Genomic DNA, 13,721 nt, shown 5'->3' with positions numbered 1-13,721 from the left:
CCACCAGAAGTGGATATCGACGGTTCCGGTTCCGTTTCGGGCCGACTCCCCTCCCCCATCTCCTACTTCTTGAGCAGCCCCTTCGTCTCCAGATACTCCTTGGCGACGTCCTCCGGCTTCGCCCGCTCGGCGTCCACCTTGCGGTTGAGTTCGGCGAGATCCGCTGTGGTCAGCACCTTGGTGAGGCGGTCGAGCGCGGCCGCTATCTCGGGGGAACCGGCGTCCTTGGCGTTGACCACCGGCAGCACGTTGTCGGCGTTCTGCAGCTTCTTGTCGTCGGTGAGGAGGACGAGGCCGTAGCCGTCGATCGTGGCGTCGGTGGTGGTCGTCAGGACCAGCTGGTCCACCCCGTCCTTGACCGCCTGCTTGGCCTGCGGCGTGCCGACTCCCTTGGGGTCGATCCCGGCCACGTCGATCCCGTACGCCTTCTTCAGACCGGGTGCGCAGAAGGGCCGTACCGCGCATTCGTCACCGGCCGCGATCTTCACCTTCAGCTTCGCGCGGCCGAGATCGGAAAGCGTCGTCAGCTTGTTCTTCGCGGCGAATTCCTTGGTCACCGCGAAGGCGTTCTGATCGACGGCCTCTCCGGCCGCGAGGACCTTCAGTCCGCGCGGTTCGGCGAGCTTCCGCAGCGCGTCGACCGTGGCCGTCACGTCGCCCGAGGCAACCGGCTCGTCCTCGGGCGCCTTCGGGCCGTTCACCTTCGCGTTGAGGAATTCCGCGATCGTCGCCGCGTATTCCGGGACGACGTCGATCTCGCCGTTCTCCAGCGAGGGTTCGTACAGCTCGCGATTCTTCACCGTCGTGATGGACACCGAGTATCCGACGGACCGCAGCGACTGCGCGTACAGCTCGGCGAGGACCTTGGCCTCCGTGAAGGCGGCCGCGCCGACCACCAGCGAACCCTTCTCCCCGCCGCCGGAGCCGCCGGGGCTTGTGGAGTCCTTCTTCTTGCCTTCCTCCAGGCTGTCACCGCCGCACGCGGCGAGGGCGACGGTCAGCGCCGCCGTACCCAGCAGCGCGCCCGCGATACGCGAGACCCTGTTCACGAGATCACCCATCCAGTCAGCGTTGGTCACATCGTCCGTCACGTACGAAAAGGCGGTCCACGCCCACCAGGACGCCCTCCACCAGGAGGGCGAGCAGCGCCACCAGCACGGCGCCCGCGACCACTTGCGCGGTGTCGTACGTGGCGAAGCCGGCCGTGATGATCCGGCCCAGGCCGCCCTGCCCGACCATCGCGGCGATCGTCGCCGTGGCGACCACCTGCACCGCGGCCGAGCGGATCCCGGTCATCACCACCGGCCGGGACAGCGGGAGTTCGACCCGGAGGAAGAGCTGTCCGCCCGTCATCCCCATGCCCCGGGCGGCCCGGACCGCCGCCCGGTCCACCTCCCGCACCCCCACGTACGCGTTGGTGAGGAGCGGGGGTATCGCGAACAGCACCAGGGCCACCACGGTCGGCACATAGCCGGCGTTCCGCAGGGGCGACACCATGAACAGCGCGAGCACCGCGAAGACGGGGATCGCCCGCCCCACGTTCGACACGTTCACCGCGAGCGCCCCGCCCCGGCCGAGGTGGCCCAGCCACAGGCCCAGCGGCAGCGCGAGCGCCGACGCGACGAGGAGCGCCGCCCCGCTCACGTACACGTGCTCGGCGAGCCGCTGCCCGATGCCGTCCTCGCCCGTCCAGTGCGCGCCGGTGGTGAGCCAGCCCCAGGCGTCCGTCACGATGCCCACCTCACCCACCTCCCGGCGCGGTCCGTATGCGGGTCCAGGGCGTGAGCAGCCGCTGGAGGCCCAGGAGCAGCAGGTCGGCGGCGACGGCGAGCAGCACGCACAGCACCGAGGCGGCGAGCATCTGCGCCTTGAAGAAGGTCGGCAGCGCGTCCTCGATGAGGTTGCCCAGGCCGCCGCGGCCGACGACCGAGCCGATCGTCGTCAGCGCGATCGTGGAGACCGTGGCCATCCGCACCCCGGCCATCAGCACCGGCAGCGCCAGCGGGAGCTCGACCTGCCAGAGCATCCGCAGCGAGCCGTACCCCATGCCCCGGGCGGCCTCCCGCGTCTCGGCCGGCACGGCGGCGAGCCCCGCCAGGGTGTTCCGCACGAGGATCGTCAGCGCGTACAGCACGAGGCCGGTCACGACGAGCGCCGCCGACAGTCCGAAGAACGGCAGCAGCAGTGAGAACATCGCGAGCGACGGCACCGTGTAGAGCAGGGTGGTCAGGCCGAGGACCGGGCCGGCGAACCGGGGCCGGGCGCGGACGAGCAGTGCGAGGGGCACCGCGACGGCGAGCGCGATCAGCACCGACACGACCGTGATTCCCACATGTTGGAGCAGCGCGTCCGTCAACTCCCCGCCGCGCGTGCGCAGATACTCACCGCAGATCCAGTCGTTCGTGACCAGACAGTTCGGCGCGCTCATCGTCCCTCCCCCCGGGTCGCCCGCCCTCCCGAACTCTTGTGTGACGACCCTAACCCCCGCCACCGACAATCCCCGAGACTCGCCACAATGCGGCAACACGCCCTTCACACACCCCCGCCGCCCGGGGGACAGAATGGGGAACCATGATCCGGTTCGAACACGTGACCAAGCGGTACGACGACGGCACCACGGCCGTCGACGACCTCTCCTTCGAGGTCGCCGAGGGCGAACTCGTCACCCTGGTCGGCCCGTCCGGCTGCGGCAAGACGACCACGATGATGATGGTGAACCGGCTCGTGGAGCCGACCTCGGGCCGCGTCCTCGTGGACGGCCAGGACGTGGCCGGCGTCGACCCGGTCGCCCTGCGCCGCAAGATCGGATACGTCATCCAGCAGGTCGGGCTCTTCCCCCACCGCACCGTCCTCGACAACACCGCGACCGTCCCCGCCCTCCTCGGCTGGAAGAAGACCGCCGCACGCGCGCGTGCCGCCGAACTCCTCGAACTCGTCGGCCTCGATCCGGCCGTGCACGGCCCCCGCTACCCCGCCCAGCTCTCCGGCGGCCAGCGCCAGCGCGTCGGCGTCGCCCGCGCACTCGCCGCCGACCCGCCCGTCCTCCTCATGGACGAACCCTTCGGCGCCGTCGACCCGGTCGTCCGCGAGCGCCTCCAGAACGAGTTCCTCACCCTCCAGGCCACCGTCCGCAAGACGGTCCTCCTCGTCACCCACGACATCGAGGAGGCCGTCCGCATGGGCGACCGCATGGCCGTCTACGGACAGGGGCGCATCGAGCAGTTCGACACGCCCGCCACCGTCCTCGGCTCCCCCGCCACCCCCTACGTCGCGGACTTCGTCGGGAGCGACCGCGGCCTCAAGCGGCTCGCGGTCACCCCCGTCGCCGAAGCCGACCTCGACTCCTGGACAGAAAGCACCGAGCGGTACGCCGGGGGCCCCGAGGAATACCAGGGCGACGCCCAGGTGCCCCTCGGGACCTCCCTCAAGGACGCCCTCGCCGTACTCCTCCAGCACGACGCCGGCCGCCTCACCGTCACCGGCGACGACGGCCGGCCGCTCGGCGTCCTCACCCCGGCCGGCGTCCACCGCGCCCTGCGCCGGGCCACGGCACCCACGGAAGGCTGAACCGCGGACACCGGACCACCGCCGACGGAGCACCGCCACCGGACCGCCCGACCGCCCGACCGCCGAGTGAGCCTCAGTTCGCGCTGAGCTTCCCGCCCATCCAGACGAGACCCGGCGCGAGCTCGCGGTTCCACGTGTTGAAGTTGTGCCCACCGCTCTCCAGCACGATCGACGAGACCTGCGCCGGGCTCTTCACCTTCCGGATGAACTGCTGCGTCCCCTTCAGGTTGTTCTCGCCGTGCTTCGACGACGTCACCAGGAACGACGTGTTCCCCAACCGCCCGTGATCCAGGCTCCACAGCAGGTCGCCCCGCTTGCGCAGAGCGTCGTCCCCGTGGAACAGGTCCCCGGTGGTGATGTCCTCCGCCGCCTTGTAGTACGCGGAGAAGCCCGCCCCCGCCGCGAACCGGTCCGGGTGGTGCAGAGCGATCTTCAGGGCGCAGTAGCCACCCGTGGAGTTCCCCATGAACCCCCAGTTCCGCGCCTTCGTCCCCACCCGGTACGCCCCCGAGACCGCCTTCGGCAGGTCCTCCGCGAAGAACGTCTCCGTCTGCGGGCCCCCCGGGATGTCCACGCACTCGGTGTCCCGCGGCGGCGCCACCGTCGGACGCAGCAACACCATGATCATCGGCTGCATCCGCCCCTCCTTCGCCTGGAGGTACGCCGCCTTCGGATAGTTGAGCCCCTTGATCAGGTTCTCCGCCGACCCCGGATACCCCGTGAGCACCACCGAGGCCGGGAACGTCCGCTTCGCGTACCGGGCCTGGAAGTACTCCGGCGGCAGGTACACATAGGCCGGCGAGACGATCCCCGACCGCTCCCCCGCGAGCACGACCTCCTGGATCTGGCCCCCGACCGACGGACGACCGCCACCCGGCACGTCGAGCGTCCGCGTCCCCACCACCCGCACGTCCTTCGAGCCGGCCCCGTGATCGACGACCACCCCCATGTCCTGCTCCTGCCCGAGCAGGTCGGCCCACGAGCCGTAGAAGAGGAACGACCGGTTCGCCGCCAGCCCCACCGCCGCGAACAGCACCACCTGCGTCACGAGCAGCAGCCCCACCCGGCCCACGACCGGCCGCCAGCCGCGCCGCGCCAGCCTCGGCCACAGCCAGACCGTGGCGAGGAACAGCACCACGGCCAGCGCCACGGCCAACACGAGGACTTTGTCGCTGGTGAGACCCATGAGACGACCGAGCCTTCTTTCCGAGATTTTCCTGTGAACGAATGAACCCGGCCCCGTACCCCGTCGTCATAGAAGGCGCACCAGCCGGGACGGCCCGCCGAACGCGCCGCAGGGCCCGACCGGAGTCAGAGACCCTGCGCAGGACCACGAGAAGTACGGGAAGCCATGTCTGTCACGGTAGATGGGGACAAATCCGGATTGGTTCCGGTTGGGGTGCGACGGATTCTCCACGGCCCCCGCGCCGAGAAGGTCCCGTCCCTCGTCGGCACGGCCTGCACCGTCATCGGCCTCATCGACATCGCCGCCGGGGTGTTCCCCCGCTTCCGCGCCAGTCGCATGCACGCCGTCGCCGAAGTCCTCCCCGGCACCCTCGGACCCCTCTCCGCCGCCCTCTCCCTGAGCGCCGGCGTCCTCCTCCTCCTCCTCGCCCACGGCCTCAAGCGCCACAAACGCCGCGCCTGGCGCGCCGCCGTCGTCCTCCTCCCCCTCGGAGCCGCCGCCCAGTTCGTCTGGCGCCACTCCGTCCTCGGCGCCCTCCTCTCCCTCGTACTCCTCGCACTCCTCGTACGTCACCGAGGCGAGTTCGCCGCGCTCCCCGACCCCCGCAGCCGCTGGCGAGCCCTCGCCAACTTCGTCGTCATGGGCGCCGGATCCATCGCCCTCGGCCTCGTCATCGTCAGCGCCCACCCCCGCCGCGTCATCGGCAGCCCCAGCCTCGCCGACCGCCTCGAACACGTCCTCTACGGACTCCTCGGCATCGAAGGCCCCGTCGCCTACACCCACGGCGTCGACTGGACCGTCGGCTACTCCCTCGGCGCCCTCGGCATGCTCACCGCCCTCACCACCATCTACCTGGCCTTCCGCCCCGAACACCCCGCCGCCCGCCTCACCGACGACGACGAGACCCGGCTGCGCGCCCTCCTCGACCAGCACGGCGGCCGCGACTCCCTCGGCCACTTCGCCCTCCGCCGCGACAAGGGCGTCGTCTTCTCCCCCAGCGGCAAAGCCGCCGTCTGCTACCGCGTCGTCTCCGGCGTCATGCTCGCCAGCGGCGACCCCATCGGCGACGTCGAAGCCTGGCCCGGCGCCATCGAACGCTTCATGGACGAAGCCAAAGCCCACTCCTGGACCCCCGCCGTCATGGGCTGCTCCGAGACCGGCGGCCAGGTCTGGACCCGAGAAACCGGCCTCGACGCCCTCGAACTCGGCGACGAAGCGGTCGTCGACGTCGCGGACTTCTCCCTCTCCGGCCGAGCCATGCGCAACGTCCGCCAAATGGTCAAACGCATCGAACGAGGCGGCTACACCACCCAGGTCCGCCGAGTCCGCGACCTCGACGACGACGAACTCGAACGCGTCCGCCGCGCCGCCGCCGACTGGCGCGGCACCGACACCGAACGCGGCTTCTCCATGGCCCTCGGCCGCATCGGCACCCCCGGAGACGGCGACGCCGTCATAGCGACCGCCCACAAGGACGACGAAACCTCCCCCTACGGCGACCTCAAAGCGATCATCCACTTCGTGCCCTGGGGCCCCGACGGCATGTCCCTCGAACTCATGCGCCGCGACCGCTCCGCCGACCCCGGCATGAACGAGCTCCTCATCGTCGCCGCCCTCCAGGCCTCCCCCGGCCTCGGCATCACCCGCGTGTCCCTCAACTTCGCCATGTTCCGCGCCGCCCTCGCCCGCGGCGAGAAGATCGGCGCCGGCCCAGTCCTCCGCATCTGGCGCGGACTCCTCGTCTTCCTCTCCCGCTGGTTCCAGATCGAATCGCTCTACAAGTTCAACGCCAAATTCCAGCCACGCTGGGAACCCCGCTTCGTCGTCTACCGCAAAAGCCGCGACCTCCCCCGCATCGGCTTCGCCGCCATGCAGGCCGAAGGCTTCGTCAACCTCACCCTGCCCCTCCCCCTCACCCGCCGACGCCCCACCCCCACCCCCCGCCCCTGCACCCACATCACCCCCACCCAGACCACCGACCACAAGATCCGCGCCGCCTGACCGAAGCACACCCCCAGCCCGGACGCCCCATCCGCGCGGCCTGATATCGCCCCCGGGCCCTACGCTGGACACATGAGTACGACGATCGACCGGGGCACCGCCCGAGGCCTGCCGGAGTGGGACCGCTGCGCGGTCATGGGCGTGGTCAACGTGACCCCCGACTCCTTCTCCGACGGCGGCCGCTGGTTCGACACCACGGCCGCCGTCAAACACGGCCTCGACCTGGTCGCCGAAGGCGCCGACCTCGTCGACGTCGGCGGCGAATCCACCCGCCCCGGCGCCACCCGCGTCGACGAGGAGGAAGAACTCCGCCGAGTCATCCCCGTCGTCCGCGGCCTCGCCGCCGAAGGCGTCACCGTCTCCGTCGACACCATGCGCGCCACCGTCGCCGCCCGCGCCGTCGAAGCCGGCGCCGTCCTCGTCAACGACGTCAGCGGCGGCCTCGCCGACCCCGCCATGGTCCCCGCCGTCGCCGCCGCCGAAGTCCCCTTCGTCGTCATGCACTGGCGCGGCTTCAGCGACAACATGAACAGCCTCGCCGTCTACGACGACGTCGTCGGCGAAGTCCTCACCGAACTCCGCACCCGCATGGAAGCCGTCATCGACGGCGGCATCGCCCCCGAACGCATCGTCATCGACCCCGGCCTCGGCTTCGCCAAACTCGCCCCCCACGACCTCGCCCTCGTCGCCCACCTCCCCGAGCTCCGCACCCTCGGCCGCCCCCTCCTCGTCGCCGCCTCCCGCAAACGATTCCTCGGCCACGTCCTCACCCGCGAAGGCACCACCCCACCCCCCGCCCGCGAACGCGACGCCGCCACCGCCGCCGTCTCCGCCATCGCCGCCCACACCGGCGCATGGGCCGTCCGCGTCCACGAAGTACGCGCCACCGCCGACGCCGTACGCGTCGCCAGGGCCGTCGAAGGAGCCGCGTGAGCCACACGGACCGAGCCACCGACGAAGCAGCCGTCGAAGCCGCCAACACCGCCTTCTACGAAGCCATGGAGACCGGCGACTTCGAACGCCTCTCCACCCTCTGGCTCGACGACGACACCACCCCCATCACCTGCGTCCACCCCGGCTGGCCCGTCCTCACCGGCCGCGGCGAGGTGCTCCGCTCGTACGCCCTGATCATGGCGAACACCGACTACATCCAGTTCTTCCTCACCGACCTCCGGATCTCCCTCGCCGACGACACCGCCCTCGTCACCTGCACCGAGAACATCCTCAGCGGCGGACCCGCCGAGGACGGCGCCGAGCTCGGCCCCCTCGTCGGCCAGCTCGTCGTCGCCACCAACGTCTTCCGCCGCACACCCACGGGCTGGCGGATCTGGTCCCACCACGCCTCCCCCGTCCTCGGCGAAACGGACGAAACAGACGGATCCGAGCCCGGCACAGAACCCACCGAACCCCCCGCCTGACCCACCCCCGGCCCCCCACGGACAAACGCTGTCGGTCCCCGCAGGTAGATTCGAAGTGGACACCCGGCCGTCCGCACCCGGCTGCGTGGCCACCCGAACTACGACAGCAGGAGTGATTCGCGTGGATCGTGTCGCGCTGCGCGGCCTCAAGGCCCGAGGCCACCACGGCGTCTTCCCCAAGGAGCGCGAGGAGGGCCAGACCTTCATCGTGGACCTGGTCCTCGGCCTGGACACCCGCCCGGCCGCCGCCGACGACGACCTCAGCAAGACGGTGCACTACGGCATCGTCGCCGAAGAGGTCGTCGACGTCGTCCAGGGCGAACCCGTCGACCTCATCGAAACCCTCGCCGAGCGCATCGCCCAGCAATGCCTCAGCCACACCGGGGTACAGGAAGTGGAAGTCGTCGTCCACAAACCCGACGCACCCATCACCGTGCCCTTCGACGACGTGACCATCACGATCACCCGGAGCCGACGATGAAGCCGACGCAGAGCGACCCCACCGTCCAGCCCGTACCGGCCTCCGTCGTCGCCACCGTCGACGCCGCCGACACCACCCTCTCCAACCCCCGCTGGGCCGTCCTCGCCCTCGGCGCCAACCTCGGCAACCGCCTGGAGACCCTCCAAGGCGCCATCGACGCCCTCGGCGACACGCCCGGCCTCCGGGTCAAAGCCGTCTCCCCCGTCTACGAGACGGCCCCCTGGGGCGTCGAACCCGACACCCAGCCCTCCTACCTCAACGCCGTCGCCCTCGTGAAGACGACACTGCCGCCCTCCTCCCTCCTGGAACGGGCCCACGCCGTCGAAGAAGCCTTCCACCGGGTCCGCGAAGAACGCTGGGGCGCCCGCACCATCGACGTCGACATCATCACCTACGCCGACGTCATCTCCGAGGACCCCGTCCTCACCCTCCCCCACCCCCGCGCCCACCAGCGCGCCTTCGTCCTCGCCCCCTGGCACGACGTCGACCCCGACGCCCAGCTCCCCGGCCACGGCCCGGTCGCCGACCTCCTCACCGCCCTCGGCCACGAAGGCGTCACTCCCCGCGCCGACCTGGAACTCCGTCTGCCCGAGTAGTCGTTACGCTCGGGGAGACCGCCCGGCGACCACGACCGACGACGACACGAAGGACACCCGGTGAAACAACTGCGGCTGAAAGTGCTCACCGGACTGTTCCTGGTCGCCGGCATCCTCTCCTGGGGCGCCGCCCGCCTCTGGGACTCGGTCGGCACCCTCCCCAGCGTGCCGATCGCCGCACCCATCGTCCTCGCCGTCATCGCCGTCGTCCTCACCGCGACCGCCCTCTCCATCCGCGCCCGCCTCAAGGCCCAACGCGAGCGCCGCCCCGGCGCCAAGGGCGTCGAACCCCTGATGGCGGCCCGCGCGGTGGTCTTCGGCCAGGCGAGCGCCCTGGTCGCCGCCCTCGTCGCCGGCATGTACGGCGGCACGGGCGTCTTCCTCCTCGGCTCCCTCGACGTCCCCGCCCGCCGCGACCAGGCCCTCTACGCGGCCTTCTCGGTCGCGGCGGGCATCGCCGTCATCGCCGCCGCCCTCTTCCTGGAGCGGGTGTGCAAACTCCCGGAGGACGACGACGAGAACCGGGCCCCGACGGCCTAGGCCTCACCAGGGCTCGCGCGCGAGGTGCCCGTTCACCAGGAAGGTGGAGTGCGGGGAGAGCTTGTACCCGTAGAAGGTGAAGGGCTTCGCGCCTAGGGCGGGACGGGGGCGGACCTCGTGGACCTTGATCCAGGAGGACTCGGGTGGGTCTAGGGGGTGGTGTTCGGGGGTGAAGGTGCCCCGGGTGGCCCAGCGGTCCGATACGCAGAGCTGCGAGACTCCTTTGGCGTTCGGCGTGAACCGGGCCCCGATGATGGGCGCAAGCTCGGTCAGGAACGGCACATTGGCGCTCGCGATCACGCGCCCGTTCCAGTGCTTGCTGCGATGGCCGTCGCCGTCGATGTACCCGTCCAGGAATCCCTGGAAGGTATCGATGTCCCGCAGCACGACCCGGGGGAAATGCTGTCGCATGTGGTGGGCATCCCCACCTACGTAGTGCCTCATCGCATCGGAGAGGTACGAGGAGACCACCCGTACACGGAAGCCGGGCAGGTCACGCTTCAGATAGCCGGACGGCCTGGTCACCGCCTCCAGGCGGGCAGGGAGTCCCGTGCAGGCCATGAGCGCGGTCGCGTACCGGGCCGCAAAGGCCTCCTCATTCACGATCAGCGACACATAGTTCTTGTAGACGGTCCCGTCCGCGCAGGTGGCTCCGACGAAATAGCCGAACTCGTACCCCGGCCGGATCGTCGGCCGCTCCCGGCACAGCTTCTTCGCATGCGTCCAGGCGACCGTCGTCCCCGCCACGTCCGCCGCACGCTTCCACCCGTCCGGGGTGAGCAGCAGCAGATCCGGACTGGCGGTGAAGGTCATGTGGTCCGTGACCACGTCGACGGCCTGCCGCCCCTTCACCGCCGTCACGTCCACGACCGTGGTCTGCACCGTCCGGTCGCCGTCCAGCGTCCACATCACGCTGCCCGGCACCACGTTCTTGGCCTGCGCGCAGCCGTCCACCAGGTTGACCAGCATCTTGCTGGTCGGTCCGTACCCCATACCGCCCCCTTGATCAGCGATGAGCTCCGCTGATCAAGGACGGTATGGAGCAAGGTGGACAGTCCGCTACGACCGGGCCAATATCAGGGACATAGCCTCAGCACGTGTAGTAGCGTCACGAAGTTGACCACGTACTGCCGAGGTCGTCGTCTTCGCTCCGGGCTTGCGGACCCCACGCAGGGACATGCACATGTGTTCGGCCTCGATCACGACGATCGCACCACGCGCCTCCAGGATCTCCATCAGCGAGTCGGCGATCTGCGTGGTCAGGCGCTCCTGCACCTGGGGGCGGCGAGCGAAGACGTCGACCAGGCGCGCCAGCTTCGACAGGCCGGTGATTTTGCCCGATTCAGCCGGAATGTAACCAATGTGAGCTACGCCATGGAATACCAGCAAATGATGCTCACACATGGACGTCAGTTCGATGTCCTTCACGAGGACCATCTCGTCGTGTCCGAGGTCGAACGTTGTCGTGAGCACTTCCTCGGGCGTCTGCCGTAGCCCCGCGAACAGCTCCCTGTACGCCCGCGCCACCCGCGCCGGCGTCTCGCGCAAACCCTCGCGGTCCGGGTCCTCGCCGACCGCGATGAGGAGCTCCCGTACGGCATTCTCGGCGCGCTTCTCGTCGAACTCGCCGATCGTGCCCTCGCCGTCCAGCGTCACCGGGTCGGTCATCCTGTGCCTCGTTCCGTCTGACTGTGTGCGCGCGAAAGAGCCGCGCCCCCACAGGCTAGAACCTGTGGGGGCGCGGCTTCCATTCCGGGGTCCCGGGGAGGTCAGTCCTCGGGGGTGTCGACCGGGGCGATGTCGATGCCCTTGGTGGTGTCGACCGCCGGGGTCGCCGAGCCGTTCGCGCTGTTCGTCAGGGCGAGCTCCTTGGGGGAGAGCACCGGCGGACGCGTGGACGGGGTGCGGCGGCTGGAGCCGGTCCAGGCCGGGCGGGCCGGGCGCTTGACGATGGGGGCGAAGATCTCGGCGATCTCCTCCTTGCCCAGCGTCTCCTTCTCCAGGAGGGCGAGGACCAGGTTGTCGAGGACGTCGCGGTTCTCGACGAGGATCTCCCAGGCCTCGTTGTGGGCGGTCTCGATGAGCTTCTTGACCTCTTCGTCGACCAGCGCGGCGACTTCTTCGGAGTAGTCGCGCTGGTGCGCCATCTCGCGGCCGAGGAAGGGCTCGGTGTTGTCGCCGCCGAACTTGATGGCGCCGAGCCGCTCGGTCATGCCGTACTGCGTGACCATGGCGCGGGCGGTGGCGGTGGCCTTCTCGATGTCGTTCGCCGCGCCCGTGGTCGGGTCGTGGAAGACGAGCTCCTCGGCCGCGCGGCCGCCCAGCATGTACGCGAGCTGGTCGAGCATCTCGTTGCGGGTGGTCGAGTACTTGTCCTCGTCCGGCAGGACCATCGTGTAGCCCAGGGCGCGGCCGCGGGACAGGATGGTGATCTTGTGGACGGGGTCGGAGTTGGGGGAGGCCGCCGCGACGAGGGCGTGGCCGCCCTCGTGGTACGCGGTGATCTTCTTCTCCTTGTCCGACATGATCCGGGTCCGCTTCTGCGGGCCCGCGACCACGCGGTCGATCGCCTCGTCGAGCGCGTGGTTGTCGATCAGCTTCTGATCGCCGCGCGCGGTGAGGAGCGCTGCCTCGTTGAGGACGTTGGAGAGGTCCGCGCCGGTGAAGCCGGGGGTGCGTCGGGCGACGGCGCCGAGGTCGACGTCCGGGGCGACCGGCTTGCCCTTCTGGTGGACCTTGAGGATCTCCAGGCGGCCCTGCATGTCGGGGCGGTCGACGGCGATCTGCCGGTCGAAGCGGCCGGGGCGCAGGAGCGCCGGGTCGAGGATGTCGGGTCGGTTGGTGGCGGCGATCAGGATGACGCCGCCCTTGACGTCGAAGCCGTCCATCTCGACGAGGAGCTGGTTGAGCGTCTGCTCGCGCTCGTCGTGGCCGCCGCCGAGGCCGGCGCCGCGGTGGCGGCCGACCGCGTCGATCTCGTCGACGAAGACGATCGCCGGGGCGTTGGCCTTGGCCTGCTCGAAGAGGTCGCGGACGCGGCTGGCGCCGACGCCGACGAACATCTCGACGAAGTCGGAGCCGGAGATCGAGTAGAACGGCACCCCGGCCTCGCCGGCGACGGCGCGCGCGAGGAGCGTCTTGCCGGTTCCGGGCGGGCCGTAGAGCAGGACGCCCTTGGGGATCTTGGCGCCGACGGCCTGGAACTTGGCGGGCTCCTGGAGGAATTCCTTGATCTCGTGGAGTTCCTCGACGGCCTCGTCCGCGCCGGCGACGTCGGCGAACGTGGTCTTCGGCGTGTCCTTGGTGATGAGCTTCGCCTTGGACTTGCCGAACTGCATGACGCGGGAGCCGCCGCCCTGCATCTGGTTCATCAGGAAGAGGAAGACGACCACGATGAGGACGAAGGGGAGGAGCGAGAGCAGGATCGAGACGAAGGGCGACTGCTTCGTCGGGGAGACGGTGTAGCCCTTCTCGATCTGTCCGGCCTCGAACTTCTCCTGGAGCTTGTCGGCGAGGTCCACGCCCTGGCTGCCGATGTAGCTGGCCTGGAGCTTGTCGCTCTTGTTGATCTTCTGACCGTCGATGAGGTCGATCTTGATGAGCTGCTCATCACCGGTGGTGAGTTTTGCCTGCTTGACCTGGTTCTTGTCGATCGCCTGGACGACCTGGCCGGTGTCCACCGTCTTGTAGCCCTCGGACGAGCCGACGACCTGCATCAGCACGACCACGGCGAGGACGGCCAGCACGATCCACATGACCGGCCCACGGAAGTATCGCTTCACGTCCATCCATACGGAGCGATGACGCTCCGTCCCTCCTGCCCGTAGGAAAATGCTGCTGTGAGTGCTGCTGTGTGAAAAAGCTGTTCTTCGGACGGTACCTCAGCATCGTCGCCCGCGACCGCCTTCCCGTGGTTCAACGGAGGGAAGGCG

General features: G+C 69.8%; 14 protein-coding genes. 7 read left to right on the top strand and 7 right to left on the bottom strand.

What is annotated here, in order from left to right; translation table 11 throughout:
• Positions 1 to 62: 62 nt before the first annotated feature.
• The 3 genes from BLW86_RS20965 to BLW86_RS20955 are packed head-to-tail and all read right to left on the bottom strand — an operon-like array spanning position 63 to position 2,428.
• Positions 63 to 1,061, bottom strand: a complete 999-nt coding sequence (locus BLW86_RS20965; protein WP_177181712.1) for an ABC transporter substrate-binding protein — start codon at positions 1,059 to 1,061, stop codon at positions 63 to 65.
• Between the two features lie 4 nt (positions 1,062 to 1,065).
• Positions 1,066 to 1,740, bottom strand: a complete 675-nt coding sequence (locus tag BLW86_RS20960; RefSeq protein ID WP_093875452.1) for an ABC transporter permease — start codon at positions 1,738 to 1,740, stop codon at positions 1,066 to 1,068.
• 1 nt (position 1,741) lies between these two features.
• Entirely contained in the window at positions 1,742 to 2,428 is a 687-nt protein-coding gene (locus BLW86_RS20955; protein ID WP_093875451.1) for an ABC transporter permease, read from the bottom strand.
• Between the two features lie 143 nt (positions 2,429 to 2,571).
• On the opposite strand from BLW86_RS20955, the gene BLW86_RS20950 reads away from it, so the two are divergent.
• Complete coding sequence (locus tag BLW86_RS20950; RefSeq protein ID WP_093875450.1) at positions 2,572 to 3,567, top strand: ABC transporter ATP-binding protein; 996 nt, start codon at positions 2,572 to 2,574, stop codon at positions 3,565 to 3,567.
• A 73-nt stretch (positions 3,568 to 3,640) separates the two neighbouring features.
• Here BLW86_RS20950 and BLW86_RS20945 read toward each other — a convergent pair whose 3' ends face one another.
• Positions 3,641 to 4,753 (bottom strand): alpha/beta hydrolase, encoded by a 1,113-nt coding sequence (locus tag BLW86_RS20945; RefSeq protein WP_093875449.1) that lies wholly within the window; start codon positions 4,751 to 4,753, stop codon positions 3,641 to 3,643.
• Positions 4,754 to 4,918: 165 nt separating this feature from the next.
• Between BLW86_RS20945 and BLW86_RS20940 the strand changes: the two genes are divergently transcribed.
• The 6 genes from BLW86_RS20940 to BLW86_RS20915 all read left to right on the top strand — a co-directional run bounded on the left by BLW86_RS20940 (position 4,919) and on the right by BLW86_RS20915 (position 9,789).
• Entirely contained in the window at positions 4,919 to 6,754 is a 1,836-nt protein-coding gene (locus BLW86_RS20940) for a phosphatidylglycerol lysyltransferase domain-containing protein (protein ID WP_177181711.1), read from the top strand.
• Between the two features lie 72 nt (positions 6,755 to 6,826).
• Entirely contained in the window at positions 6,827 to 7,687 is an 861-nt protein-coding gene (gene folP / locus BLW86_RS20935) for a dihydropteroate synthase (protein ID WP_093875447.1), read from the top strand.
• Positions 7,684 to 8,172, top strand: a complete 489-nt coding sequence (locus tag BLW86_RS20930) for a nuclear transport factor 2 family protein (RefSeq protein ID WP_305632462.1) — start codon at positions 7,684 to 7,686, stop codon at positions 8,170 to 8,172. The genes folP and BLW86_RS20930 overlap by 4 nt, the downstream gene beginning before the upstream one ends.
• A gap of 121 nt (positions 8,173 to 8,293) precedes the next feature.
• Complete coding sequence (gene folB, locus BLW86_RS20925; RefSeq protein ID WP_030694518.1) at positions 8,294 to 8,653, top strand: dihydroneopterin aldolase; 360 nt, start codon at positions 8,294 to 8,296, stop codon at positions 8,651 to 8,653.
• The gene (gene folK, locus BLW86_RS20920; protein WP_093875445.1) at positions 8,650 to 9,249 is read left to right on the top strand and encodes a 2-amino-4-hydroxy-6-hydroxymethyldihydropteridine diphosphokinase; all 600 of its coding nucleotides are present in this window, start codon (positions 8,650 to 8,652) and stop codon (positions 9,247 to 9,249) included. The genes folB and folK overlap by 4 nt, the downstream gene beginning before the upstream one ends.
• A gap of 60 nt (positions 9,250 to 9,309) precedes the next feature.
• Positions 9,310 to 9,789, top strand: a complete 480-nt coding sequence (locus BLW86_RS20915; protein ID WP_093875444.1) for a DUF3180 domain-containing protein — start codon at positions 9,310 to 9,312, stop codon at positions 9,787 to 9,789.
• A 3-nt stretch (positions 9,790 to 9,792) separates the two neighbouring features.
• Here the strand turns inward: BLW86_RS20915 and BLW86_RS20910 are convergent, their stop codons facing one another.
• The 3 genes from BLW86_RS20910 to ftsH form a co-directional block, all read right to left on the bottom strand.
• Entirely contained in the window at positions 9,793 to 10,782 is a 990-nt protein-coding gene (locus BLW86_RS20910; protein WP_256341378.1) for a hypothetical protein, read from the bottom strand.
• Between the two features lie 66 nt (positions 10,783 to 10,848).
• Positions 10,849 to 11,457: a GTP cyclohydrolase I FolE gene (gene folE, locus BLW86_RS20905; RefSeq protein WP_093875443.1), complete on the bottom strand. Its 609-nt coding sequence runs from the start codon at positions 11,455 to 11,457 to the stop codon at positions 10,849 to 10,851.
• 101 nt (positions 11,458 to 11,558) lie between these two features.
• Entirely contained in the window at positions 11,559 to 13,577 is a 2,019-nt protein-coding gene (ftsH, locus tag BLW86_RS20900; RefSeq protein WP_093875442.1) for an ATP-dependent zinc metalloprotease FtsH, read from the bottom strand.
• Between the last annotated feature and the right edge of the window lie 144 nt (positions 13,578 to 13,721).

Source organism: Streptomyces sp. TLI_105 (genome assembly GCF_900105415.1).
In the GTDB taxonomy this organism is placed as follows: Bacteria; Actinomycetota; Actinomycetes; order Streptomycetales; family Streptomycetaceae; genus Streptomyces.
Note: the sequence above shows the minus strand (reverse complement) of the source record. Positions and strands in the feature narration are given on the sequence as shown.